The following is a 23,205-nucleotide window of genomic DNA, read 5'->3' as shown; positions in this document are numbered from 1 at the left end:
GCGCGGCGACCCCGGCAACCTCCCAGGGTAGCGGTCCTGGCCCGGCGGCCTCGCGGGTGCGCGAACCTTCTTCTGGAGGTTAGTACGCATATGCGTATTACCTCATCGCAGCGTCCTCCACCAGCGGAAGAAAAACACTCGACTCGGCTACCAGAATCGGTAAACATCTGCGTATGACTTCAGCGACGACGCCCCGCCCGACGCTGGCCGAACCGGAGGCGGACACCGACGAGAAAGTGCCGTTCAGCCGCATCGCCGCGCTGTTCCGGCCACACCGGGGACGGATGGCCGCGCTGTTCGTGCTGCTGGTGGTGCAGGCGGGCCTCGGGGTCACCTCGCCGTTCCTGCTGCGCGAGATCCTCGACACCGCGCTCCCCCACCGCGACGCGCTGCTGGTGTCCCTGCTCGCGATGGGGATGATCGTCGCGGCGCTGGGCTCGGGCGCCCTGGGCGTGGCGACGACCGGGCTGTCCAACACGATCGGGCAGCGCGTGATGAACGAGCTGCGCGTTTCGGTCTACGGCCACCTGCAGCGCATGTCGCTCGGCTTCTTCACCCGCACCAAGACCGGCGAGATCCTGTCGCGGGTCTTCAACGACATCGGCGGCGTGGACAACGTGGTCACGACCACCGCCGCGTCGATCGTGCAGAACGGCACCACGGCGCTCGCGATCACCGTCGCCATCCTGATCATGGACTGGCAGCTGGCGTTGCTCTCGCTCGTGGTCGTGCCACTGTTCCTGCTGTTCACGCTGCGGCTGGGCGGCAAGCAGCGCAAGCTCGCCCGCGGCCGGACCCGGCGGATGGCGCGGCTCACGACGATCGTCGAGGAGTCGTTGTCGGTCACCGGTGTGCTGCTGGCCAAGACCATGGGCAACGAGCGGCGGATGCGTGAGCGCTTCGCCGAGGAGTCGCGCGAGGTCGCGGCCCTCGAACGCAGCGCGGCGCTGGCCGGGCGCTGGCAGCGGGCGTCGCGGGTGATGAGCCTGACGATCATCCCGGCCCTCGTGTACTGGGTCGCCGGGCTGGAGCTGGCGGGCGGGTCGGCGCCGGTTTCGCTGGGCACGGTGGTGGCGTTCACCAGCATGCTCAACCGGCTGCTCGGGCCGGCCACGGCGATGCAGACGGTGAGCCAGAGCGTGGGCGCGGCGAAGGCGCTGTTCGGGCGGATCTTCGAGGTGCTCGACCTGCGCGTGGAGATCGACGACCGGCCCTCGGCGGGCGAGCTGACCGTGCGCGAGGGCACGGTGTCGATGCGCTCGGTGTCCTTCCGCTACGACGACGACGGCCCGTGGACCCTGCGTGACATCGACCTCGAAGTGGCCCCCGGCACGACCACCGCGCTCGTCGGCTCGACGGGTTCGGGCAAGACCACGCTCGCCTACCTCGTGGCCCGGCTGTACGAGGTGACGGAAGGCCGCGTGACCATCGACGGCACTGACATCCGCGACGTCACGCTCGCCTCACTGGCCGCGGGCGTCGGCTTCGTGTCGCAGGAGACGTACCTGTTCCACGCGTCGGTGCGGGAGAACCTGCGCTTCGCGAAACCGGACGCGACCGACGCCGAGATCGAAGAAGCCGCGAAGGCCGCGCACATCCACGACTCGCTCGCCAAGCTCCCCGAGGGCTACGACACCGTGGTCGGCCAGCGCGGTTACCGGTTCTCCGGCGGGGAGAAGCAGCGCATCGCCATCGCGCGGATCCTGCTGCGCAACCCGCCCGTGCTCATCCTCGACGAAGCCACGAGCGCGCTGGACAACCGCACCGAACGCTCCGTGCAGGCCGAGCTCGACCGCCTCGCCGCGGGGCGCACCACGCTCACCATCGCGCACCGGCTGTCCACTGTGGAGCACGCGGATCAGATCGTGGTGCTCGACGCCGGGCGCATCGTCGAACGCGGGACGCACGAGGAACTGCTCGCGCTGGACGGCCGCTACGCCCGGCTGGTGCGGGGAGAAAACGTCTGAACACCGGATCCCCGGCTTCGTGAAGGGCCGGGGATCCGGGCCTCCGGCCCGCGGAGGTCTGGTGCCCGGCCGCCGCGCCCGGTCGGGGTCAGGACGCGGCGGCCGGGGTCTCGGTCGCGGGTCTCACTCGCCCGCGATGATCTCGCCGGTGTCGGGATCGGTCACGATTTCCGTGCCGTCGTCGCTGATCCACCAGCCCGTGGTGATCACCGCCGACGGATCGACGAGGCGCAGCTGCACGGTGTAGCCGTAGAAGCGGGCGTACAGCAGGATGTTGGTGAGGGCCGCGTCGGCCGAACCCGGGTGGTTTTCCAGGCGCCACAAGGTGAGCGGAGTGATGCCGAGGGTTTCGGCCACTTCGTCGCGGGACAGGCCGGCCTGTTGGCGGAGCTGGTACAGGCGCTGCAGCAGCTGCCACAGCTCGGACATGGCCTGGGCGTCGCCGGCGTTGTCGCCGTGGGGCATGCGTTCGCGCCAGGGTGGGCGGCGCGCGCCGGGGTCGTCCTCGACGAGGACCACGTGCAGGCGATAGCCCAGGAGGCGGGCGTAGCCCTCGAGGGCCGGCAGCGTCTGGCCGGCGCGGGCCCGGGAGCGCAGGCCGTGGATGTTGCCGGCCAGCATGCCCAGGATCTTGCCCGCTTCCCGCAAAGTGAGGCCCTCGGCGACGCGGATCTCTTCGAGCCGCGCGGCGACGACGTCGAGTTGCTCGAGAGCGGATAACTGCCCTAACGCGGTCCCCATCTGGCACCCCCATGTCCGGCTGACGTCGATGCAGATGACGATAAGAGTCGCAATGCGAGTTATCAACGACCTAATGGAGTGAACTGTGTCTGCTGATTTAAGGGGTAAGTTCTCGCCATGACTGCCGCCAAGAGTCCGACCGCCTACCGCGTGCTGCTGGGCCGCGAGCTGAGGGCGCTGCGCACCGACTCCGGCCTGGACCGGCCCGAGATCATCAAGACCCTGGGCTGGGACGGGTCGAAGCTGTCCCGGTTCGAGGCCGGTACCGCGATCCCGCGGGTGACCGAGCTCGACGAGCTGCTGAAGCTCTACAACGCGAGCCCGGAAGCAGCCGAGAGGATTCGCGAAGTGGGTGTTCACGCCCGTAAACGCGGTCGGCACGGGAAGGTGCCCGACTGGTCTCGGCAGTACTTCGGGCTGGAATCCGACGCGGTCGAACTCGCCATCCACCAGGGCGAACTGATTCCTGGGCTGTTCCAGACCGAGGCTTACGCCCGCGCGCTGATCTCCACGTCGGTGACGGTCAGCCCGGTCGACGTCGAGAGTATGGTCCAGACCCGGATCCGCCGCCAATCATTGCTCACCGAGTCCAACGCGCCCAAGGTGCATCTGGTGCTCGGTGAAGCGGCGATCCACCGGGAGGTCGGTGGAAAAGATGCGCTGATCGAGCAGCTCGACCGGCTCATCGAGGCCGCGAAGCTTCCCAATGTCGTGTTGCAGGTCCTGCCTTTCACAACCGGGGCGCACGCGGCCATCGGCCCGGGCTTCACCCTGCTGACACTCGAACTCGAAGGTTCCCCAGCGCGCTGGGTCTACCTGGAGGATCTCAGCCGGGGCGAGTGCCGATCGGATGATCAGCCGGTGAGGACCTACGCCATGACCTTCGACTCGTTGGTCATCAACGCGCTTGGCGAGGCTGAGACACTGAACGTGCTCAAGCGCAGGAAATCCGAGCTCAAAGGTAGGCGAGATGGAACCTGAGATCAGCGGCTGGCGGAAATCCAGCTATTCATCGGGCGGTGCCGACAACTGCGTTGAGGTCGGCTTCGATGCTCGTGTCACCGGGGTTCGGGACACGAAGGACCGTGCGGCGGGCAATCTGACAGTCGCGCCCGTGGCCTGGTCGGCGTTCCTGGAGAGCGTGGCCAAGATCGAACTGTGACGGCACAGTGTCAAGGTGCCCCGGTGATTCGTGAACACCGGGGCACCGTTCTGTCCGGATAGTGTGGCCCCATGGAGACCGAAGCCGACACTCGCCAGGCCGAGGAGATGGCCGAGCTGGCGCGTCACGTGCGGGAGGGCGTGGGGCGGCTGAACTGGCGGATGCGGTCGGAGGCGGGGGCGCCGTCGCCCGGGCCGACGGTGCTGGCGGTGCTGTCGCGGCTCTACCGGGCGGGCACGCAGACGCCGGGTGAGCTGGCGGAGTCGGAGCGGATCCATCCGCAGTCGTTGACGCGGGTGCTGGCTTCGCTCGTGGAGCGGGGGCTGGTCACCCGGACGGCGGACCCGTCGGACGGGCGCCGCTCGCTGATCGACATCACGCACGCCGGTCGGATCGTGTTGCGGGACTTCTCGATCTCGCGGGAGCAGTGGCTCGCGGCGGCGATGGAGCGGGCGCTGAGCCCGACCGAGCAGCAGCTGCTGCGCATGGCGGCCGACCTGATGCTGCGGATGGCCGACTCGTAGAAGCGTTGTCCCCCAGGGGTTCCGGGACGCGGCCGCTCCCCACGGCCGGCCCCGGAACCGTGGCGGAAGGGCTCACCTCCCCGGGAGCCTTCCGCCGCGTGCACGCCAGACGAGATCCCCGTCCCCCGCTCGCCGGACCCCCAGTACCGGGCGAACGCGTTCCGCCTTGCGTTGGGGAGAAGTCTGCCGGGCCGGGATGGGGCCGGGGAGCGTGAAGACCCCCAACCCGAGTCGCGTAGAACTACTCAAGCGCGTCGATTTGCGGAGTCTCACCACCACGGTCCTCCCGAGCGGCGGTTTCGGCAACCCGGTGAACGGACCGTTACAAGCGGGTGTCGGGACCGGCGGACTCGCTGACGCACTCGAACGACGGCTCCGCCTCGGCCAGCGCTTCGGCCGAGCAGCCCACCGCGCACGCCGCCGCCTGGAGCACCTCGGTGACCACCTCGACGTCCACGGACGGCGCGGCCGCCAGGGCTCCGTTGCGCACGTCGACGCGGCCCGCAAGGCCCGCCAGCGCATGGGCGAGCGCGTGCTGCCCCGCAACCAGCTGGGTGACGACCTCGGTGAGCTCGCCGAGCGTCGCCGCTTCGCCGTCGGTGCGCAGCGAGCCGGCCAGCTCCTCGGCACACGACCGCAAGTGCGCCGCGACCACCGTGGGCGGCAACGAGATCCTCGGCAGGTTCTGCTCGTGATCCAACACCCCAGCCCCCCGCCCTCCGCACAGCCGCTCCGGACCCGCGCCATATTGCCACCGGTAAACGTCCCTGCGACCACGACACCCCGATCGTGTGACAGGCGGGCTGGGGAATGGGGCTGGTCAGCCCAGTGATGTGGGGCTGTTCGGGCAGTCGGGGGTGTTTACGGGTGGGGACAGTTCAGTGGTCGGGTGCTTCGGTGTGTGTGGGTCCTCGCAGGGCGGCTTGCGTTGCGCGTGCACCCCGAAGCTGGAGTGTCTCGACGGCCGGTGAGCTGTTGTCAAGGCGGAAAAGAGTGCCTTGACAACAGCTCGCCGGCCGCGAAGAGGCTTCGGATCGGGGTGCCGGGGAGGGCCTGGGTTCACGCGGACCTGCCATTCGCAGTGGCCGTTGCGTTGGCGAGGGGCAATCACTTGCGTTCGCAGGGTGGAGGCCCCCCGCGTTGGTGAGGTGGCAGGTAGTTGCGTTGGCAGGGTTGGGTCTCCTGCGTTGGCGAGGCAGGCGGGCGGTGGGTGGGGTCAGAGCGCCCCAACGTGGTGTTGGTGTGTTTACGGGTGGGGACGGTAGGCGAAGTTTTCGCACCAGTCCGCGAGGGTGGTGAAGTCCGGTTCGGTGAGGCCGGTGCGCGGGTCGACGCGGTGCAGTAGCGCGGGCCCGGGGTGGTGCGCGGACACCCAGGCGCGGTCCGCGGCGGAGATTTCGTCGTCGACCCAGGCGAAGGGCCGGCCGGCGGCCCATGTGAGCACCGGCCGGGTTTTCCAGTGCAGGCGGCCGGAATCGTCGTCGTCCGGTTCGTTGAGCACCGGGAGCGGGGGCAGGCCGAGGCGAGGGGCAAGGACGGCGTTGGCGTCGGTGAACCAGGTCGTGGCCCAGATGAGCTTGCACGGCAGCGCGGCGAGCCGGGCGCCGTGGGCCGGGTCCAGGCGCGCGAGCAGCGGGTGGTCGCCGGGGCCGGGCAGCGGTGGGAACTGCGGGTAGTCGGTGGCGCCGAACGGGATGAGTGGGCCGTCGACGTCGAGGAAGAGGAGGGGGCGGGCCACGGGGAAACCGTAGCCCGCCCCGCCCGCAAGATCACGACGCCGCCGTGAGCACGGCGTCCTCGACTTTCGCGCGCCAAGGCGCGTCGACGTGGCCCATGGTCGGGCTGATGGCGAAGGAGTCCACCACCGCGCCGCCCAGGGTGGTGGCCTTGGCCCAGTGCACGGAGGCGCCCGAGCGGGTCAGGGCGCGGGCCACGCGGTAGAGCAGGGCGATGCGGTCGGTGGCGCGCAGTTCCATGACCACGGCGTCGGGGCCGCTGGTTTCGTCGTCGAACCACAGGACCTTGGGGGCGACGGCCGGGCCGACAGTGCTCGCGTAGTCGCGTTCCTTGGCGGCCAGGCGCTGGGTCAGGGGCAGCGTGCCGGCGACGGCGCGGGAGAACTGCTCGCGCAGCAGCGTCGGGTCGGGTAACGAGCCGAACTTGGGTGAGGCGGTGAAGACGGCGACGCGGTCGCGCAGCACGGCGGCGTGGACTTCGAGCGAGTTCAACGCCAGGACGCCCGCGGCGGGGGCCAGCAAGTCAGCGCGGGAGGGCACGGCGAGGGTGACAGTGACGACCTTGCCGTGCGCTTCAATACGGACTTCGCCGATGCCGGACCTGACGGCGTCGGCCATGAGTTCGCGTTGGGTCTCGTCGAGGGGGTCAGGGGCGGCGAAACCCTTGCCGTGCAAGGCTTCCTGGCCGGCGCGGACGAGGTCGGCGAGCAGGCGGTCCTTCCAGTCGGTCCAGACGCCCGGGCCGGTGGCCAGTGAGTCGGCGCGCGCCAACGCGTGGAGCAGGTCCAGCAGGACCGCGTCGCCGTCCAGGGTTTTGATCACGCGGGCGACGGTGGCGGGGTCGGCGATGTCGCGGCGGGTGGCGGTGTGCGGGAGCAACAGGTGGTGGCGGACCATCGACGACACCGTCCGGACGTCGGCGGGCGGGAGGCCCAGGCGCGCCGACACCTGGGCGGCGAGGTCGGCGCCCAGTTCGGAGTGGTCGGCGTCGCGGCCCTTGCCGAGGTCGTGCAGCAGCGCGCCGATGAGCAGCAGGTCGGGGCGGGAGACGGTGGTCGTGAGCCGGGACGCCTCCACGCACGCCTGCACGAGGTGCCGATCGACGGTCCACTGGTGCACGGGCGAGCGCGGCGGCAGGTCGCGCACCGCGCCCCACTCCGGGAACAGCCGGGCCCACAACCCCGTGCGGTCCAGCGCTTCCACGGCGTCGACCAGGCCCTCGCCCGCGCCGAGGAGCTCCACCAAGGCGTTGCGGGCCTCGTCCGGCCACGGCTCGCGCAGCTCGGGCGCCGAGTCGGCCAGCGTGCGCAGCGTGCCGAGCGCGACGGGTTTGCCGGTGCGCGCCGAGGCGGCCGCGACGCGCAGCAGCAGCGCGGGATCCTTGGCCGGCACGACGTCGCGGGCCAGCGACACCTCGTCGCCGTGCAGGACAACGCCTTCGGCCAGCGGCGTCCGCGAGGGGCGGCGGCCGAAGCGGGAGCGGGCGGGCTCCACTGTGGACCGGAGGGCGACGTCCAAGGCGTAGGCGATCGTGCGTCCGGCGCCGGAAAGCTTGCGGGCCAAGGCGAACCGGTCCTCGTACCCGAGTTCGGCGGCCACGACCTCGGCCTCGGGCGCACTCAGGATGTCCCGTTCACGGCGCAGCTCGCGCCGCAGTTCTGTGCGCACGTCGAGCAGCAACGCCTTGGCCGCCAGCAACTCCTCGCCCGGGCGCGCGGTGAGCTGCGCCAGCGCCAGGCCCTCCAGCACGGCGAAATCCCGCAGTCCCCCGCGGCCGTGTTTCAGGTCCGGCTCCGCCGACTGCGCGATCTCGCCGCTGCGCCGCCAGCGCGTGTGGACGCCGTCGGCCAGCTCGTCGAGCCGCTTGCGGGCCGTGCGGCGCCACTGGTCGCGGGCGGCGGAGGCGAGGCGGGCGGTGAGCTCGGCGTCGCCCGCGAGGTGGCGGGCGTCGAGCAGACCGAGCTGCGTGCGCAGGTCCTCCGAAGCGACCTTCAGCGCTTCGCCCGGCGTGCGCACCGAGTGGTCGAGCCCGAGCTTCGCGTCCCACAGCGGGTACCACAGCGCGTCGGCGAGCTCGCCGACGCGCGGGTTCCCGTTGTGCAGCAACACCAAGTCGAGGTCGGAGTACGGCACCAGCTCACGCCGCCCCAGGCCGCCGACGGCGACCAGCGCAACACCGGGATCAGCGGTATCCACGCCGGCCGCCACTGCGGCTTTGGCAAGCCAGAACTCGTACAGGTCGACCAGGGCCGCTCGCAGCGCGGCCGGACCGTGGCGGCTCGTGAGCAGCTGCTCCCGCGCCCGAACCAGTTCACCCCCGTGAGTGGTCACCTAGAGCGCGTCCGCTCCGCGCTCGCCGGTGCGCACCCGGATCACGGTCTCGACCGGCGTCACCCACACCTTGCCGTCGCCGATCTTGCCCGTGTGCGCGGCCGAGGTGATGGCGTCGAGGACCTTTTCGACAGCCGTGTCGTCGGTGACGACCTCGATCTTCAGCTTCGCCACGAAGTCCACGGAGTACTCGGCGCCGCGGTAGACCTCCGTGTGGCCCTTCTGGCGGCCGTAACCCTGGACCTCGCTCACGGTCATGCCGAGCACACCCAGCTGCTCCAGCCCGGAACGGATGTCGTCGAGCGTGAACGGCTTCACGATGGCGGTGATGAGCTTCATGCCTTGGTCTCCTCGAGCTTCGCGGGGGCGGGGGCGGACTTGACCGGGATCGTGGTCGGCTGGCCGAGGCCGCCGCCCATGCCGGTGAAGTCGTAGGCGCTCTCCGCGTGCTGCGCCTCGTCGATGCCGCTGACCTCGTCCTCGGTGCTGACGCGGAACCCGCCGGCCTTCTTGATGACGAAACCGATGATGAGGGTCAGGATGAACGAATACCCGAGCACCGCGCCCGCCGCGGCGGCCTGACGACCCAGCTGGGTGAAACCGCCGCCGTAGAAGAGGCCGTCGGCGCCGAGCGAGTTCACGCTCGTGGTGGCGAAGAAGCCGATGAGCAGCGTGCCGACGATGCCGCCGACGAGGTGCACGCCCACGACGTCGAGCGAGTCGTCGAACCCGAAGCGGTACTTCAGCGACACGGCCAGCGCACACAGCACGCCGGCGATCACGCCGATCGCGATCGACCCGAGCGGGCTCACGAAACCGCACGCAGGGGTGATCGCGACCAGGCCCGCGACGGCGCCGGAAGCGGCACCGAGGGTGGTCGGCTTGCCGAACTTCAGCTGCTCCACCAGCAGCCAGCCGAGCACGGCGGCCGCGGTGGCCACGGTCGTGTTGGTGAACGCGACGGCCGCGAGATCGTTGGCGGCGAGGGAAGAACCGGCGTTGAAGCCGTACCAGCCGAACCAGAGCAACGACGCGCCCAGCAGCACGAACGGCACGTTGTGCGGGCGTCCGGTGTCCTTCGGCCAGCCCTTGCGCTTGCCCAGCACGATCGCGAGCGCGAGACCCGCGGCGCCGGCGTTGATGTGGACCGCGGTGCCGCCGGCGAAGTCGAGGGCCTTGAGGTTGTTGGCGATCCAGCCGCCGACCGAGTCCGCGCCGAGGAAACCGTTGAAGGAGAACACCCAGTGCGCCACCGGGAAGTACACGACGGACACCCAGATCACCACGAACAGCGTCCAGCCCCAGAACTTCGCGCGGTCCGCGATCGCGCCGGAGATCAACGCGGGCGTGATGATCGCGAACATCAGCTGGAACATGCAGAACGCCAGCAACGGCAAGGCATCCGGGCCCGGCCACGGCACCGCCGGCGCCGAATCCGTGGCGGCCGCGGCGAATCCGACCAGCTTGCCGATGGTGTCCGACAGCCCGGCGAGGTCGAAGTTGCCGACCAGGCCGCCGAAAGCGTCATTGCCGAAGGACATCGAGAAGCCGAAGAGGACCCACAGCACCCCCACCACGGCGAGGGCGATGAAGTTCATCATCAGCATGTTCAAGACGCTCTTCGCGCGGACCATGCCGCCGTAGAAGAACGCCAGTCCGGGTGTCATGAGCATGACCAGCGCGGCGCCGGCCAGCACCCATGCGGTGTCTCCTGCGTTCAGCACATCGTCCTCCCGTGCCCTGGGTAGATGACCGGGAAGTCTTGGTTCCGGGTGTTTCACCGGGCGGCGCTTCACGTTTCATCAGCGTGAACTCCCCCGTCGCGAGTGTTACGGGAAGGTTTCCCGCCACGCGGGGTGGGGTGTCCGGTTGCGAAACGTCGTGGTCGAATAGCCGCATGACGTCGGCCGGACCCGGAAATGACCCACTGCCACGGCGGGTCGTGGAGGCACTCCGCTGTTCGGTGTGCGTTGCCCCGGTCGGGTTGACGGGCCGCACAGTGCGTTGCGAAAACGGTCACTCGTTCGACCTGGCCCGCCAGGGTTACGTCAACCTGTTGCACGCACGTGTGCCCGCCGGTACGGCCGACACCGCGCCGATGGTCGAGGCGCGCTCGGCGTTGCTCGCTTCGGGCGCGTATGCGCCGCTGGCCGACGCGCTGGCGGGTGCCGTGTCGTCTTGTCCCGGCTTGGTGATCGACGCGGGCGCCGGACCGGGTTACTACCTCGCGCGGGTGCTGGACGAAGCACCGCAGGCGACGGGCCTCGCCTTGGATGTCTCGGCCGTCGCGCTGCGCCGGGCCGCCCGCGCGCACGAACGGCTCGGTGCGGTGGTGTGGAACCTGTGGGAGCCGTGGCCCGTCGGCGACGGCGTGGCGTCCGTGGTGCTCGACGTGTTCTCCCCGCGCAACCCCGCGGAGTTCCACCGCGTGCTGGCGCCCGGCGGGACGCTCGTGGTGGCCACGCCGCTGCCCGGGCACCTCGCCGAGCTGGGTGATCTCGTGCTGTCGGTGGACTCGCGCAAGGAAGAGCGCCTCGACACGGCGCTGGGTTCGCGGTTCAGCCGGGTGTCGCGAGTGGACGTGGTGCGCACGGCGCCGTTCACCGCCCGCCAGGTGCACGACGTGGTCGCCATGGGCCCGGCCGGCTTCCACCTCGACCGCGACGGCCGCCGGGAGCGCCTGCTCGCGGCCCCGGCACGGGACGTGACGGTGGCGGTGGGGGTGAGCGTGTGGCGGAGGCAACCGTGACGCCGGCGTCGCTGCTCACCGACGCTTCCTGGGTGCGGGCGCGAATCGACGGGGCGGCTTCGGTTTACGGCCGCGCGCCGGCCGAGGTGCTGGGCACGATCTGGTGGTACTCGCTGTCGTCCGTGCTCGTGGCGCCGACGATGGAGTCGCTCGCCGACGGTGGTGCCGTGCTGGATCCTTCACTGGACGCCGTTTCGCTGGACATCGTGGCGGATGGGCGATTCCTGGGGGCTCGTTCTTCGCGGGTTCTCTCCGAGCCCCTCGGCCCCGCGCTGGGCGCTGCTTTGAGCGCGGCCATCACGACCATCGCCGCGGTGACGGGCGCCCGGGAGCGGGCGTTGGGCGCCATCGCGACGGACTCCATCGCCAACCGCCTGCTGTGGGCTTCGGCGCCGGAGCTGGCAGCCGAGGTGGTGGCGTCCACCGGGCTGGGGCTGCCCGCGCCCCGGTACGTGACGATCGGGCGGACGAAGGCGGTGAAGCGGGCTTCGTGCTGCCTGATCTACGAAGTGGGCAACCCGAAGTGCGTGAGCTGTCCACGGCAGACGCCGCAGGAGCGTGACGCCCGGTTGCGGGCGGCCCTCGGCGGATAGGCCCCGGGGCTCACACCCCCACACCACGCCAGAGCGAGCACTTCGACTGTGTCTGCGGGTCGATCGGCCCGACCTGGTCTGGCCCGAGCCGCTGCACGCGGGCGCCGGCGGAGAACTTCGGCCACGCGGGCAAGCCGGCGCCGTTGGGGTCGCCGTGCGCGCGAAGTTCGTCCAGTAGCCGATCATCGTGCGCGAGAGCTGTTGCTGGGCCGCGGTGCCCTTGGGCTCCCAGAACAGGTAGCCCGCCTCCAGGCCGTGCGCCGTGCCCAGCGGGAAGCCCGGCGGCACGGCGTAGCCCGGCATCTGTGGGGCGTTCTCGTCGGCGAAGAAGTAGGTGAACACGGGAGGGCCGGCGGAAGCGAGGGCTGGGGCGTCCGCGGCGGTCGGGCAGCCCCAGCCGTCGTCGGTGGTCGCGGCGGCCCAGGCCAGGGAGGTGGCGAAGGGGCCGGTGCCCTGCGCGGGGTGTAACCACCGTCGAGCCACTGCCGCACGGGCACGCGGCGCAGGCACGCGAGCACGTCCGGATCCTTTTCGCAGCCGAACTTCGCGGCGGCGGCCGTGCCCGCGGCCTGCGCGTCCTTCAGCGGCGTGAACAGCGTGTGGCGGCCCAGGCCCGGGGCCAGCGCGTTCTTCCCGAAGTAGGCCGAGCACGAGCTGCTGGTCTCCATTATCTGGCGCTGCACGAGCCCCTTCGCCTGCGGCGAGGAGATCAGCGCACAGGTCGCGAACGCGCCCGAGGACTCGCCGAACACCGTCACGTTGCCCGGGTCGCCCCCGAACGCCGCGGCGTTCTCGCGGACCCAGCGCAGCGCTTGGAGCTGGTCCTGCGTGCCGAAGCTCGCGTTGTCGCCGAGCCGTGGCAGCGCGAAGTTGCCCATCGCCCCGATCCGGTAGTTCACGGTGACGACCACGACGTCACCCTGCTCGGACATCCGGGCGGTGTCGTAGTCGGCGCCCGCGCCGGTGCCGTCGCCGCCGTGCAGCCACACCATCACCGGGCGGTTGGAGCCGGACTTCGCGGGCGTGGTGACGTTGAGGCAGAGGCAGTCCTCGTCGAGGCTCGGGTTGCCGCCGGGCGAGCCGGCCGCCTGCGGGCAGCGGTTGCCGGGCTTGTCGGCGGCGCGGGTGCCCTGCCACGGCCGCGGCGGCCGGGGCGAGGTCCAGCGCAGCGCGCCCACCGGCGGCTGGGCGTAGGGCCGGTCCTGGAACAGGTGCCCGGACCCGTTGGCCGTGCCCTGGCCCGAGCCCGACGCGGTCTGCACGCCGAGCGGGCTGTCCGGCGGTGACGCGGTGCTCGAACACCCGGCGGCGAGAAGCATCGCCACAACGGTCAGCACCTTGCGCACGGCCGTCCTCCTCGGTCGAAGGTCGTCACGAACGGTAAGAGTTCCATCGCCGTGCGGCGTCGGCGGGAAGAACGACCAGGGGTCGTCCGAAAGATCGATGACCACGCTCCGGGAGAGATGGCCCACCCCGGCGCGGCTGAGTAGCGTGACGGCTGATGAGTGAACGCACCTGGGGCTTTCGCACCCGCGCCCTGCACGCGGGTGGCACGCCCGACCCCGCCACCGGCGCGCGCGCCGTGCCGATCTACCAGACCACCAGCTTCGTGTTCGAGGACGCGGCCGACGCGGCCAACCTGTTCGCGCTGCAGAAGTACGGGAACATCTACAGCCGCATCGGCAACCCGACGGTGGCGGCGTTCGAGGAGCGCATCGCGAGCCTCGAAGGCGCCGTCGGCGGCGTGGCGACGGCCAGCGGCCAGGCCGCGGAGTTCCTCACCTTCTCCGCGCTCGCCGAGGCGGGTGAGCACATCGTGTCCGCCGGCGGGCTCTACGGCGGCACGATCACGCAGCTCACCGGCACGCTCAAGCGCTTCGGGGTCGAGACGACGTTCGTGACCGGCGAGGTCGAGGACTACGCGAAGGCCGTGACCGACAAGACACGGCTGATCTACACCGAGGTGATCGGCAACCCGTCGGGCGCCATCGCCGACCTGGCCGGGCTCGCGGACCTGGCGCACTCGCACGACATCCCGCTGGTGGTCGACGCGACGCTCGCCACGCCGTACCTGTGCCGCCCGATCGAGCACGGCGCGGACATCGTGCTGCACTCGGCCACGAAGTTCCTCGGCGGCCACGGCACCACGCTCGGCGGTGTGGTCGTGGAATCGGGCCGCTTCGACTGGGGCAACGGCAAGTTCCCGCGCATGACCGAGACCGTCGATTCCTACGGCGGCTTGAAGTACTGGGAGAACTTCGGCGAGTACGCGTTCTGCACGCGGCTGCGCGCCGAGCAGCTGCGCGACATCGGCGCGGTGCTGTCGCCGCACTCGGCGTTCCTGCTGCTGCAGGGCGTGGAGACGTTGCCGCAGCGGATGGACGCGCACGTGGCCAACGCTGCGGCCGTGGCGGAATTCCTGAACGCCGACCCGCGCGTGGCGTGGGTGTCGTACGCCGGGCTGCCGGATCACCGCGACCACGCGCTGGCTCGCAAGTACCTGCCGGCCGGGCCGGGCGCGGTGTTCTCGTTCGGTGTCCGCGGTGGCCGGGCGGCCGGGGAGAAGTTCGTGGAGTCGGTGGAGCTGCTGTCGCACCTGGCCAACGTCGGCGACGCGCGCACGCTCGTGATCCACCCGGCGTCGACCACCCACGCGCAGCTCTCGGACGACCAGCTCGCGGCGGCGGGCGTCGGCCCGGACCTGATCCGGCTTTCGGTGGGGCTGGAAGACGCCGAGGACATCCTGTGGGATCTCGATCAGGCGCTCGGTAAGGCGGTTTCGTTGTGAGCACGGCGGTGGGTTACGACGTTTCCGCGGTCGAACGGCGGCGCATCCTGGGCCGCACACGGTCGGTGACGGTGGTCGGCGCGTCGGCCAACCCGGCGCGGCCGAGCTTCTTCGTGGCGACGTACCTGCTCTCGTCCACGCGGTACGAGGTCAACTTCGTGAACCCGCGCCTCGACACGCTGCTGGGCAAGCCCGTGTACCCCACGCTGGCCGACGTGCCGGGCGAGATCGACCTGGTGAGCGTGTTCCGCAAGCACGACGACCTCCCGCAGGTGGCCGAGGACGTGATCGCCGCGGGCGCGCGCACGCTGTGGCTCCAACTGGGCCTCTGGCACGAACCGGTGGCCGACCGCGGCCGCGAAGCCGGGCTCGACGTGGTGATGAACCGCTGCGTGAAGATCGAGCACGCACGCTTCGCCGGCGGCCTGCACCTGGCGGGGTTCAACACGGGCGTGATCAGCTCACGGCGGCAGTCGGCTCCCTAGCCGACCACGATCGGCACCGCGATCACCGCGGCGAGCAGCACCACGAACCCGCCGATCGCCATGGGGTTGCCGAAGTTGAGGGTCCAGCCGAGGCCGACGCGTTTGGGCACGAAGACGGCGTGGTCGGCGCGGTTGACGTAGAGCAGGCCGCCCTTCCAGAAGCGGTCGTCGTCGCGTTCGACGGCGTCCCTGGGTTTTTCGTCCGGTGCCGGCAGGCGGCTGCCGCCCTGGCCGGTGCGGACGGCGAACGCCAGGAGGCCGGCCGCGCCCACGATTGTCGGCAGGATGATCGGCACGATCGCGACTTGCGTGCTGCCCGACCAGATCTGCCACGACGCGACGAGCATCGTGAGGTTCACACACGCGGCGAACAGCAGCAGGACCCGGGTCATGTTGTGCGTGAACCGGCGGTGCTGCGCGGCGCTGGTGCGAGGACGCGCCGGGTCGAGGTCGGGGCGGAAGCGCGGCGTGGCGTAGGCGATGCCGAGGAACAGGGCGGTGATCGCGGCCTGCACGAACACCACGCCGAACGCGCTGCCCACCGATTTCGCGGCCGTGCGGTCGGGCGTGCCGGACGCGTTGTAGTGCAGCGTCAGCGTCGCGGGCAGGTCCGGGTAGCGGACGATGCCGAGCACGACCGTCGCGGCGAGCACCGCGAGGGCCGGCAAGGCCCACGGCCAGGGAAATGGCGGGCGCACTGCCCGGGAGGTGTCGACGCTGACGGTCTGGCGCAGGCCGTGGTACCAGTCCTCGCGCTGTTTCGCGGAGCGGATCACGGCGCGCGCCCGCACGTAGCCGGGCGCGATGATCCCCAGCGCCACCACGCCCAGCAGCACCGGCACCAGCGCCTTCTGCACCAGCACGGACACCACCAGCCCTGCGAGCACCAGCGCGACACCCGCCGAGCCCACCCACCAGCGGTAGATCCGGCGTTGCTCGGTGATCAGCGGGTCGTCCGCGCGCTCGGCCGGCACCCGCACCCCGAACGGCAGGGTCGGCTTCGCCACCGACGGCATGATCCACGCGGCCGCCAGCAACAGCACCGGGGCGAGCAGGTCCCGGACCAGGATCCCGACGATCACGCGCGCACCTCCTCGAACGTCCGCAGGGTCCGTTCGCAGTGGCCGAGCACTTCCGGCTCGGTCATGCCGTGGGCGATCGCCTCGGCCAGCAGCGTTTTCAGCCGCGCCGGCCAATCACCCGGGGTGGTCTGGGCCCGCTGCACCACCGCGCCGCTTTTGCGGGTGATCAGCAGGAAACCCTCGCGGCGCAGCTGGTCGTAGGCCTTGTTCACGGTGTGGAAGTTGATGCCGAGGTCCACGGCGAGCTGGCGCGTGGACGGCAGTGCGTCGCCGTCGGACAGCTCCGCCGCCGCGATGGCCTCGAGCACGCGGTCGCGGATCTGCTGGTAGATCGGGACCTCGCTGGTGAGGTCGACGTCGAGGATCATCGGTGCTCCAGGAACTGGTCGATCGCGGTGACGACACTCGGATCGAGCACCTGGTCGTCGACCGCGGTGCCCGGAGCGTGCTGGAAGTGGTCCACGGGCAGGGGCCGCGGCCGTGTGTGCAGCTTCGCGGCCAGCCCTGCGGTGGTCCAGCACGGCACCTGGGTGTCGGCGGTGCCGCAGGTCAGCAGCACGCGCGGGCCGGGCCGGGCGACCGCGGGCGGGTAGACGGCGTCGTCGCTGCGGACGAACTTCAGGTTGGCGTGGCTGAAGATGGCCTGCTGCAAGAAACCGGCGAGCTGCGGGCTCATGCCGGTGTAGTCGAGTGTGCGGCCGGCGCGGAAGTCGGTGATCACGCGGGCGAGCGCGGCCTGGTCGGGCTGGGCTAGCTGAGCGTCGAGCTGGAGTTCCAGCAAGTCCAGCAGGCGCAGGTCCTGCGGGGCGAGCAGCACGAGGTTCGCGACGCGCTCGTGCCGCGCGACGAGCAGCGCCTGCAGCCCGCCTTCACTGTGTCCGACGATCGACACTTCGTGCTGGTCGATTTCGGGCTGCCGCGCGAGGGTCTCGAACGCCGCTGTGGCTTGGCGGGTGAAGGCCGGCAGGTCGAACGTGGCCGGGTCCAGACCGCCGAGACCGGTGCGGCCGGTGCCGTACTTGTCGAACCTCAGGGTGGCCACGCCGTCCTGGTCCAGTGTGGTGGCCAGCAGTTTCAGGGTCGCCGGGGTGACGGTGGGCGGCTCGTTGCCGTCGCGGTCGGTCGGGCCGCTGCCGGGAATCAGCAGCGCCGCCGGCAGGCGCTTGCCGGCGGCGTGCGCGGGGATGTGCAGGGTGCCGTACGCAGTGATGCCGTCGGAGACGAACTGCACGTCACGGTCGGTCGCGGGCACCGCCGGGCACGCTGCCGGGCCCGCGGTGCCGCTCACGGCCAGCGCTGCGGCGGTGAGGATCGCGGTAAGGCTCATGCAGCCTGTTCTACAACTCATAGAACAGGCGCACAAGCTAGGCCTTGCGGCGCACCATCTCGGTGATCCAGCTCGGCGCGTAGGGAGACGTGCAGTTCGGCGGCGTCGGGTAGTCCTTCAGGACTTCGAGGCGCTCCCCGATGTCGAGGGCGCGGGCGCGGTGCTCGGCGTGCTCGATGCCGATCTGCGCGAGGCAGTGGTTCATCGCCCACTGCAGCCGGTCGGGCGCGGTTTTCATGTCGGCTTCGATGAGGTCGAGCAGTTTGTCGAGGTCTTCGGTGTTCTTCGCCACGCGGTCGGTGGTCAGCGCCCAGCCGGCGCTCGCAACCACGGGATCCGGGTCGGTGAACCACGCTTTGCGCAGGTCGTCGGCGTGCGGGCTCTTCTTCACGACGTAGTTCACGAGCCAGTCGTGCACCTTGGGCGTGCGCGCGTCCCGCAGCATGGCGTCCAGCTCGGCTCGCTCGAACGCCTTGGGGCGGCAGATCAGGAGCGCGAGCAGGCGGGCCGCGGTGTCGCCGGTGGCCCAGAGCTCGTGGGCGAGGTCCTGCTGCGTCTTCAGCCGCTTCGCGACCGCGCGCAGCTTGGTGAGGTTCACGCCGTGGTCGTCGCCGTGGCGCTCGTTCACGGCGCGCACCTTGGGGTCGGCGAGTTCGGCGAGTTCGGCTCTCAGCTCGGCCACCGTCGTCACGTTCGGCTCCTCTCCCCGCGTGCGCCCAGCGTACGGGGGCGGCCGACCCGCGGCGACCAGGCGCGTGAGAGGCTGGTGCCATGGCCAAGCCGACCCCGCTGCAGATGCGCAACGCCCTCGCCGCCGTGCTGATGGCCGCGGGCTTCGTGTGGAACCTGTTCGTCGGCGGCCAGTGGTGGCTCGGCGCGATCTTCGCGGTCGGCACCCTGCTCTCGTGCGCTTCGATCTACCTGAACCGCCCGGGCGCCAGGTCCTGACCCGAAGCCCGGGTGGCAGGCTCCTACGCGTTCGTCTCCGTGAAGCGCGTCGTCACGGTTTCGCGGCCGCGCTTGGTGAGTTCGCCGTAGAGGCGGAGGCGGGCGAGGCCCCCGTCGGGGTAGATGTCCAGGCGGGCTTCGGTGATCTGGGGGCCGTCTTCGAGGGCGAAGCGGTGGCGGGTGTCGGGCTGGAGGCGGGTGCGGGGCAGCAACTCCCGCCAGTCGCCGTCGTCCAAACGGCCGGAGAGAGCGGCCCAGCCCGGGGCGTTGCCCTTGAGGTTGCTCGTGTCGATCTCGGCGAAGCGGACGATGCCGGCGCCGGCCAGGCGCACCGTCACCCAGTCGTTGCCGTCGTCGCGGCGGCGGGCGGTTTCCCAGCCCTCGGCCTGGTGGGCGGCGAGGCCGGGGGCGAACAGGTTGCTGGGCGACGAGTAGAACATGTTGCTGCAGCCCGTCACAGCGCCGCCGTTGACCAGGGCCGCCAGGTCGAGCGAGCGCGGGTCCAGCAGGGCCGGGTCCGGCACGGGTGAACCGTGCACGCGCAGGCGGGCCACGCCGCCGTCCGGGTGCTGGGTGAGGCGCACGTGGGTGAAGCGCCGAGGCGAGGACACCTCGAAGAAGTTCTCCGCGTCGCCGGACACGGGCTGGTGGTCGACCAGGACCTCCCAGTCCACTTCGGACAGTTCCGCCGCGCTCGGGTAACCCGGCACCGCGGCCGCTTCCACCGACACGAACGGCGGGTAGTTGCCCTTGAAGAACGCCGTGTCCACCACCACGCCCGACACCACACCGGCCACGCCGAGGCGCAGCACGGCCTGGTCGTCACCGGGTTCGCGGTGGCGCCGGGTCTCCCAGCCGTCGTAGACCTGACCCTTCGGCCCGAAGGTCTCGGCGCGGTGGGCCGGGCGCCACGGGTTGACGAGGTTCTCCTTCTCGGCGAACAGCTCGTCGGTCGCCCACATCACCGTGCCCCCGAACGCGCGGGAAGCGAGGTCCGGCTGGGCTGTCCACTCGGGACGGTCGTGCGACACGTGGTCCTCCATCTCTAGCAGTTCCCCCTGGTCAACAGCTCTCCCCGCGGTTCGTCACCGGTCACGGGCGCGCCACGCAGCCATGTGCCGCGCACGACACCGGCCAGCGGGCGCTGGTCGTAGGCGCTCACCGGGTTGCGGTGTTTCAGCGCCGCGACGTCGACGACAAACGCCTCGTCGGGCGCGAACACCGAAAAGTCGGCGTCGTAGCCGACGGCGAGGTGGCCCTTGCGGGTCATCCCGACCTGCGCGGCCGGGCGTTCGGCCATCCAGCGCACGATGTCACTCAGCGAGAAGCCTCGCTGCCGCGCCTGCGTCCACACCGCCGGCAATCCCAGCTGCAGGCTCGAAATCCCGCCCCAAGCGAGGCCGAAATCGCCGGTGTCGAAGCGTTTCAGCTCGGGTGTGCACGGCGAGTGGTCGCTCACGATCGTCTCGATCACGCCTTCGGCCAGGCCCTGCCACAGCAGTTCGCGGTTCGCGGCCTCGCGGATCGGCGGGCAGCACTTGAACTGCGTGGCGCCGTCGCGGATCTCCTCCGCGACGAAACTCAGGTAGTGCGGACACGTTTCCGCCGACAGCGCAACACCTTCCCGGCGCGCGCTCGCGATCAGCGCCACGGCGTCCGAAGAGGACAGATGCAGCACATGCGCGCGAGCCCCGGTGCGCCGGGCCGCTTCGATCACGTGTGTGATGGCCAGGTTCTCGGCGTTCCGCGGCCGTGAGCCGAGGAAATCGGTGTACTTCCCGCCGCGCGGATCGGGAGCGGCCTCGATGGCGTCGGAGTCCTCGGCGTGCACGATCATCATCGCGTCGAACAAGGCCAGCTCACTCATCGCGGCGTCGAGGCCCGCGGGGTCGAGTGGCGGGAACTCGTCGACACCCGAGTGCAGCAGGAAACACTTGAACCCGAACACCCCCGCGTCGTACAGCGGACGCAGATCGCCGATGTTGCCGGGAATCGCGCCGCCCCAGAAACCGACGTCCACGTGCATGCGTCCCGTTGCCGCCTTGCGCTTCACTTCCAGCGCGGCGACGTCGACCGTCGGCGGCAGGCTGTTGAGCGGCATGTCGACGATCGTCGTCACGCCACCGGCGGCCGCCGCACGCGTTGCGGTCTCGAAACCCTCCCACTCGGCGCGGCCGGGGTCGTTCACGTGCACGTGGGTGTCAACGAGCCCGGGCAGCAGCACCTCGTCGGCCGCGAGTTCGACCACGCGATCACCGGCCAGGTCGACGATTCCCGGCTCCAGGGCGACGATCCGGCCACTGTGGATTCCCAGCGTTGCCGGACCTTCGCCGGACGCCGTCACCGCCCGTGCGGCGCGCACCACGAGATCCATCTGCGGGCACACTCCTTCTCCCGCCGGCAGTTCCGGCAGGTTGTTTCACAGTACGGAAACTTCGTTTCGCCAACCGAGATTAACCACGACGCTCTCGCCTCGTCAACGCCTCTCCCCCCACGTTACGGTCAGCGGGTGGAGCTAGAAGCCGAGTTCACCAGCGAACCCTTCCAGGGCGAGGGCGCCCCGCCGGAGCACGCCGTGCGCGCACGCGACGCGGCCCGCGACGCCGGCCTCGACACCGACTTCGGCCCACTCGGCACACTCGCCCGCGGCCCGGCCGAGCAGCTCATGAACTCCCTGCCGGCCATCGCCCGGGCCGCCCTCGAAGGCGGCGCCACTCGCGTCACCGTGCAGCTGCGCCGCACCGACGAACCCGCCCCGACGCCGCCCGTCGAGCTCAACACCGCGCTGTCGCGGCTCATCGCCGACGTCGAGCGCGAGCTGGGCGCGAAGCTCGCCGACCTCGACCGCCCGGACAAGCAGCGAGCCGTGCGCCTGCTGCGTGAACGCGGGGCGTTCAGCCTGCGGAAATCGGTGTCCGCGGTAGCCGAGGCGCTGGGCGTCACGCGCTTCACGGTCTACAACTACCTCAACCGAGAGGTCGACTGACCAGCGATTTCAACAAAATGTTGACGGTGGCGCTAGGGCGCCGTACCGTCGGCAGGCACCAGCTCTCCCGCAGCGAGGAGATTCCGTGCCACTCGCTCTGCCCGACTTCAACACCGCCGGCGCCGCCGAGGTCCGGCCCGTGCTCACGGCCTGCCTGGCCGTGCCGCGCTGGGTCGACGCGGTGCTCTCCGGCCGGCCGTACGCGGACTTCGCGGCGCTCGCCGACGCCGCACGAGCAGCCACTCCCCTGCACCGCCACGAGGTGCGCGAAGCCATCGCCGCCCACCCGCGGATCGGCGAGAAGCCCACGAACACGGGCGCCGACGCCGAGTGGTCGCGCTCCGAACAGTCCGGTGTGGACAACGCCGACGAGTTCGCCGCCGCGAACGCCGAGTACGAAGCACACTTCGGCCACGTGTTCCTCGTGTGCGCCGGCGGCCGCAGCGGGACGGAACTGCTCGCGAACCTGCGGTCGCGGCTGGGCAACGACCCCGAGACCGAACTCGACGTGGCGGGCGCGGAGCTGGCGAAGATCGCCGTGCTGCGCCTGCGGAAGGTGATAGACGCATGAGCTTGGTGACCACGCACGTGCTCGACACCGCGGCCGGAAAACCCGCTGCCGGTATCACCGTGCGCTTCGAACGCGGTGACGGCACGCCGATCGCCGAAGGCGTGACCGACGACGACGGCCGCGTCCGCGATCTCGGCCCCGACGCGCTCGAACCCGGCGTCTACCGGTTGGTCTTCGACACCGGTACCTATCTCGGGCCCGAAGCGTTTTTCCCCGACGTGACCATCGCGTTCCGCATCACCGACGGCACTTCACACCACCACGTGCCGGTCCTGCTGAGCCCGTTCGCCTATTCCACCTACCGCGGGAGCTGATGTGGGAATCTCTCTGGGCCCGAACCAGTACGGCAAGGCGGAGGTCCGCCTGGTCACCGTCCGGCGCGACGGACCGGTGCACCACCTGCGCGACCTCACCGTGTCCACGTCCCTGCGCGGGGAACTGGCGGCCACGCACCTGACCGGGGACAACGCCGACGTGCTGACCACCGACGCCCAGAAGAACACCGTCTACGCCTTCGCCAAGCAGCAGGACGTCGGCGAGATCGAGGACTTCGCGCTGCGCCTGGGCCGGCATTTCGTGGCCACGCAGGACGCGATCCACGGCGCCGTGGTCACGGTCGCCGAGCACGCGTGGGACCGCATCCCGGTCGACGGCGCGCCGCACGACCACGCGTTCAGCAGCTCCGGCGGCGAACGCCGCACCACCACCGTGACCGTGCACGCCGACCGCGCGTGGGTGGTGTCCGGTGTGGACGGTTTGACCGTGCTCAAGTCGGGCGGTTCGGAGTTCCACGGCTTTCCGCGCGACGAGTACACCACCCTGGCCGAAACCGACGACCGCATCCTGGCGACCGCCGTCACCGCGCGTTGGCGCTACGACGGGAACCCCGCGGCCGCGGACATCGATTGGGCCGAGAACCACCGGGAGATCCGGCGGACGCTGCTGCAGGCGTTCGCCACGAAACACAGTCTGTCGTTGCAGCAGACCCTGTACACGATGGGCGAGGCCGTGCTGCTCGCACGGCCCGAGGTCGCCGAGGTCCGGCTTTCGCTGCCGAACAAGCACCACTTCCTCGTCGACCTGAGCCCCTTCGGCCTCGAGAATCACAACGAGGTGTTCTACGCCGCCGACCGCCCGTACGGCCTCATCGAAGGCACCGCGGTCCGCGACGAAGCCGAGGAGCCCGGCCCGGCCTGGACCGTCGCCGTGCTCTAG

General features: G+C 70.8%; 25 protein-coding genes and 2 pseudogenes. 13 read left to right on the top strand and 14 right to left on the bottom strand.

Features of this window, described 5'->3' with window-relative positions; genetic code table 11:
- Positions 1–173: 173 nt before the first annotated feature.
- Entirely contained in the window at positions 174–1,967 is a 1,794-nt protein-coding gene (locus tag ACWEOE_RS10565) for an ABC transporter ATP-binding protein (RefSeq protein ID WP_452006835.1), read from the top strand.
- 123 nt (positions 1,968–2,090) lie between these two features.
- On the opposite strand, the gene ACWEOE_RS10560 is transcribed toward ACWEOE_RS10565, so the two are convergent.
- On the bottom strand, positions 2,091–2,708 hold the full coding sequence (locus ACWEOE_RS10560) for a helix-turn-helix domain-containing protein (protein ID WP_452006832.1): 618 nt from the start codon (positions 2,706–2,708) through the stop codon (positions 2,091–2,093).
- Between the two features lie 117 nt (positions 2,709–2,825).
- Here ACWEOE_RS10560 and ACWEOE_RS10555 point away from each other — a divergent pair, with 117 nt between their 5' ends.
- The 3 genes from ACWEOE_RS10555 to ACWEOE_RS10545 all read left to right on the top strand — a co-directional run bounded on the left by ACWEOE_RS10555 (position 2,826) and on the right by ACWEOE_RS10545 (position 4,394).
- Positions 2,826–3,689 carry a helix-turn-helix domain-containing protein gene (locus ACWEOE_RS10555; RefSeq protein ID WP_452006829.1) on the top strand — a complete coding sequence of 288 codons (864 nt, stop codon included), beginning with the start codon at positions 2,826–2,828 and terminating at the stop codon, positions 3,687–3,689.
- Complete coding sequence (locus ACWEOE_RS10550) at positions 3,679–3,870, top strand: DUF397 domain-containing protein (protein ID WP_452006827.1); 192 nt, start codon at positions 3,679–3,681, stop codon at positions 3,868–3,870. The genes ACWEOE_RS10555 and ACWEOE_RS10550 overlap by 11 nt, the downstream gene beginning before the upstream one ends.
- A 71-nt stretch (positions 3,871–3,941) precedes the next feature.
- Positions 3,942–4,394 (top strand): MarR family winged helix-turn-helix transcriptional regulator, encoded by a 453-nt coding sequence (locus ACWEOE_RS10545; protein ID WP_452006824.1) that lies wholly within the window; start codon positions 3,942–3,944, stop codon positions 4,392–4,394.
- A gap of 322 nt (positions 4,395–4,716) precedes the next feature.
- On the opposite strand, the gene ACWEOE_RS10540 is transcribed toward ACWEOE_RS10545, so the two are convergent.
- The 5 genes from ACWEOE_RS10540 to ACWEOE_RS10520 form a co-directional block, all read right to left on the bottom strand.
- On the bottom strand, positions 4,717–5,097 hold the full coding sequence (locus ACWEOE_RS10540; protein WP_452006821.1) for a hypothetical protein: 381 nt from the start codon (positions 5,095–5,097) through the stop codon (positions 4,717–4,719).
- A gap of 543 nt (positions 5,098–5,640) precedes the next feature.
- Entirely contained in the window at positions 5,641–6,132 is a 492-nt protein-coding gene (locus ACWEOE_RS10535) for an HAD domain-containing protein (protein ID WP_452006818.1), read from the bottom strand.
- Between the two features lie 31 nt (positions 6,133–6,163).
- The gene (locus ACWEOE_RS10530) at positions 6,164–8,461 is read right to left on the bottom strand and encodes a [protein-PII] uridylyltransferase (RefSeq protein WP_452006815.1); all 2,298 of its coding nucleotides are present in this window, start codon (positions 8,459–8,461) and stop codon (positions 6,164–6,166) included.
- Complete coding sequence (locus ACWEOE_RS10525; RefSeq protein ID WP_452006812.1) at positions 8,462–8,800, bottom strand: P-II family nitrogen regulator; 339 nt, start codon at positions 8,798–8,800, stop codon at positions 8,462–8,464.
- Positions 8,797–10,185, bottom strand: a complete 1,389-nt coding sequence (locus tag ACWEOE_RS10520) for an ammonium transporter (protein WP_452006809.1) — start codon at positions 10,183–10,185, stop codon at positions 8,797–8,799. The genes ACWEOE_RS10525 and ACWEOE_RS10520 overlap by 4 nt, the downstream gene beginning before the upstream one ends.
- Before the next feature lie 203 nt (positions 10,186–10,388).
- On the opposite strand from ACWEOE_RS10520, the gene ACWEOE_RS10515 reads away from it, so the two are divergent.
- A complete protein-coding gene (locus ACWEOE_RS10515) occupies positions 10,389–11,210 on the top strand; it encodes a putative RNA methyltransferase (protein WP_452007238.1) in 822 nt (273 codons plus the stop codon).
- Positions 11,192–11,803, top strand: a complete 612-nt coding sequence (locus tag ACWEOE_RS10510; RefSeq protein ID WP_452006807.1) for a (2Fe-2S)-binding protein — start codon at positions 11,192–11,194, stop codon at positions 11,801–11,803. Before ACWEOE_RS10515 ends, ACWEOE_RS10510 begins: the two co-directional genes overlap by 19 nt.
- A 198-nt stretch (positions 11,804–12,001) precedes the next feature.
- On the opposite strand, the pseudogene ACWEOE_RS10505 reads toward ACWEOE_RS10510, so the two are convergent.
- A pseudogene (locus tag ACWEOE_RS10505) lies at positions 12,002–12,286 on the bottom strand (hypothetical protein); the annotation flags it as partial.
- Positions 12,287–12,291: 5 nt separating this feature from the next.
- Positions 12,292–13,122 (bottom strand): annotated as a pseudogene (locus tag ACWEOE_RS10500) (carboxylesterase family protein); the annotation flags it as partial.
- A 182-nt stretch (positions 13,123–13,304) separates the two neighbouring features.
- Between ACWEOE_RS10500 and ACWEOE_RS10495 the strand changes: the two are divergent.
- Positions 13,305–14,591: an O-acetylhomoserine aminocarboxypropyltransferase/cysteine synthase family protein gene (locus ACWEOE_RS10495; RefSeq protein ID WP_452006804.1), complete on the top strand. Its 1,287-nt coding sequence runs from the start codon at positions 13,305–13,307 to the stop codon at positions 14,589–14,591.
- An 8-nt stretch (positions 14,592–14,599) separates the two neighbouring features.
- On the top strand, positions 14,600–15,076 hold the full coding sequence (locus ACWEOE_RS10490; protein ID WP_452007236.1) for a CoA-binding protein: 477 nt from the start codon (positions 14,600–14,602) through the stop codon (positions 15,074–15,076).
- Here the strand turns inward: ACWEOE_RS10490 and ACWEOE_RS10485 are convergent.
- Genes ACWEOE_RS10485 through ACWEOE_RS10470 form a run of 4 tightly spaced genes read right to left on the bottom strand, consistent with a single transcriptional unit; the run spans position 15,073 to position 18,176 of the window.
- On the bottom strand, positions 15,073–16,158 hold the full coding sequence (locus ACWEOE_RS10485) for a DUF1648 domain-containing protein (RefSeq protein WP_452006802.1): 1,086 nt from the start codon (positions 16,156–16,158) through the stop codon (positions 15,073–15,075). The two genes, ACWEOE_RS10490 and ACWEOE_RS10485, sit on opposite strands and share 4 nt — an antisense overlap.
- Positions 16,155–16,526, bottom strand: coding sequence for a GntR family transcriptional regulator (locus ACWEOE_RS10480; RefSeq protein ID WP_452006799.1), 372 nt, complete (start codon positions 16,524–16,526; stop codon positions 16,155–16,157). Before ACWEOE_RS10480 ends, ACWEOE_RS10485 begins: the two co-directional genes overlap by 4 nt.
- Complete coding sequence (locus ACWEOE_RS10475; RefSeq protein WP_452006797.1) at positions 16,523–17,485, bottom strand: alpha/beta fold hydrolase; 963 nt, start codon at positions 17,483–17,485, stop codon at positions 16,523–16,525. The genes ACWEOE_RS10480 and ACWEOE_RS10475 overlap by 4 nt, the downstream gene beginning before the upstream one ends.
- Before the next feature lie 37 nt (positions 17,486–17,522).
- Positions 17,523–18,176, bottom strand: coding sequence for a DNA alkylation repair protein (locus ACWEOE_RS10470; protein ID WP_452006794.1), 654 nt, complete (start codon positions 18,174–18,176; stop codon positions 17,523–17,525).
- Between the two features lie 80 nt (positions 18,177–18,256).
- Between ACWEOE_RS10470 and ACWEOE_RS10465 the strand changes: the two genes are divergently transcribed.
- The gene (locus tag ACWEOE_RS10465) at positions 18,257–18,433 is read left to right on the top strand and encodes a hypothetical protein (protein ID WP_452006792.1); all 177 of its coding nucleotides are present in this window, start codon (positions 18,257–18,259) and stop codon (positions 18,431–18,433) included.
- Positions 18,434–18,456: 23 nt separating this feature from the next.
- Here ACWEOE_RS10465 and alc read toward each other — a convergent pair whose 3' ends face one another.
- The gene (gene alc, locus ACWEOE_RS10460) at positions 18,457–19,476 is read right to left on the bottom strand and encodes an allantoicase (protein ID WP_452006789.1); all 1,020 of its coding nucleotides are present in this window, start codon (positions 19,474–19,476) and stop codon (positions 18,457–18,459) included.
- Between the two features lie 2 nt (positions 19,477–19,478).
- Entirely contained in the window at positions 19,479–20,807 is a 1,329-nt protein-coding gene (gene allB / locus ACWEOE_RS10455) for an allantoinase AllB (protein ID WP_452006786.1), read from the bottom strand.
- A gap of 135 nt (positions 20,808–20,942) precedes the next feature.
- Between allB and ACWEOE_RS10450 the strand changes: the two genes are divergently transcribed.
- From ACWEOE_RS10450 to pucL, 4 genes are all read left to right on the top strand, one after another.
- The gene (locus ACWEOE_RS10450; protein WP_452006783.1) at positions 20,943–21,419 is read left to right on the top strand and encodes a helix-turn-helix domain-containing protein; all 477 of its coding nucleotides are present in this window, start codon (positions 20,943–20,945) and stop codon (positions 21,417–21,419) included.
- Between the two features lie 85 nt (positions 21,420–21,504).
- Positions 21,505–21,990, top strand: a complete 486-nt coding sequence (uraD, locus tag ACWEOE_RS10445) for a 2-oxo-4-hydroxy-4-carboxy-5-ureidoimidazoline decarboxylase (RefSeq protein ID WP_452006780.1) — start codon at positions 21,505–21,507, stop codon at positions 21,988–21,990.
- Entirely contained in the window at positions 21,987–22,304 is a 318-nt protein-coding gene (uraH, locus tag ACWEOE_RS10440) for a hydroxyisourate hydrolase (RefSeq protein WP_452006778.1), read from the top strand. The genes uraD and uraH overlap by 4 nt, the downstream gene beginning before the upstream one ends.
- Position 22,305: 1 nt before the next feature.
- A complete protein-coding gene (pucL, locus tag ACWEOE_RS10435; protein ID WP_452006775.1) occupies positions 22,306–23,205 on the top strand; it encodes a factor-independent urate hydroxylase in 900 nt (299 codons plus the stop codon).

The organism is Amycolatopsis sp. NPDC004368, from assembly GCF_053602515.1.
This window is presented reverse-complemented; position numbering and strand designations above follow the sequence as displayed.

Excerpts from the sequence above, each read along its gene's own strand:
- allB (WP_452006786.1), bottom strand. The coding sequence starts at position 20,807 with ATGGATCTCGTGGTGCGCGCCGCACGGGCGGTGACGGCGTCCGGCGAA.
- ACWEOE_RS10555 (WP_452006829.1), top strand. The coding sequence starts at position 2,826 with ATGACTGCCGCCAAGAGTCCGACCGCCTACCGCGTGCTGCTGGGCCGC.
- ACWEOE_RS10475 (WP_452006797.1), bottom strand. The coding sequence starts at position 17,485 with ATGAGCCTTACCGCGATCCTCACCGCCGCAGCGCTGGCCGTGAGCGGC.
- ACWEOE_RS10525 (WP_452006812.1), bottom strand. The coding sequence starts at position 8,800 with ATGAAGCTCATCACCGCCATCGTGAAGCCGTTCACGCTCGACGACATC.
- ACWEOE_RS10550 (WP_452006827.1), top strand. The coding sequence starts at position 3,679 with ATGGAACCTGAGATCAGCGGCTGGCGGAAATCCAGCTATTCATCGGGC.
- ACWEOE_RS10565 (WP_452006835.1), top strand. The coding sequence starts at position 174 with ATGACTTCAGCGACGACGCCCCGCCCGACGCTGGCCGAACCGGAGGCG.
- ACWEOE_RS10480 (WP_452006799.1), bottom strand. The coding sequence starts at position 16,526 with ATGATCCTCGACGTCGACCTCACCAGCGAGGTCCCGATCTACCAGCAG.
- ACWEOE_RS10545 (WP_452006824.1), top strand. The coding sequence starts at position 3,942 with ATGGAGACCGAAGCCGACACTCGCCAGGCCGAGGAGATGGCCGAGCTG.
- ACWEOE_RS10465 (WP_452006792.1), top strand. The coding sequence starts at position 18,257 with ATGGCCAAGCCGACCCCGCTGCAGATGCGCAACGCCCTCGCCGCCGTG.
- uraH (WP_452006778.1), top strand. The coding sequence starts at position 21,987 with ATGAGCTTGGTGACCACGCACGTGCTCGACACCGCGGCCGGAAAACCC.
- ACWEOE_RS10560 (WP_452006832.1), bottom strand. The coding sequence starts at position 2,708 with ATGGGGACCGCGTTAGGGCAGTTATCCGCTCTCGAGCAACTCGACGTC.
- alc (WP_452006789.1), bottom strand. The coding sequence starts at position 19,476 with ATGGAGGACCACGTGTCGCACGACCGTCCCGAGTGGACAGCCCAGCCG.
- ACWEOE_RS10495 (WP_452006804.1), top strand. The coding sequence starts at position 13,305 with ATGAGTGAACGCACCTGGGGCTTTCGCACCCGCGCCCTGCACGCGGGT.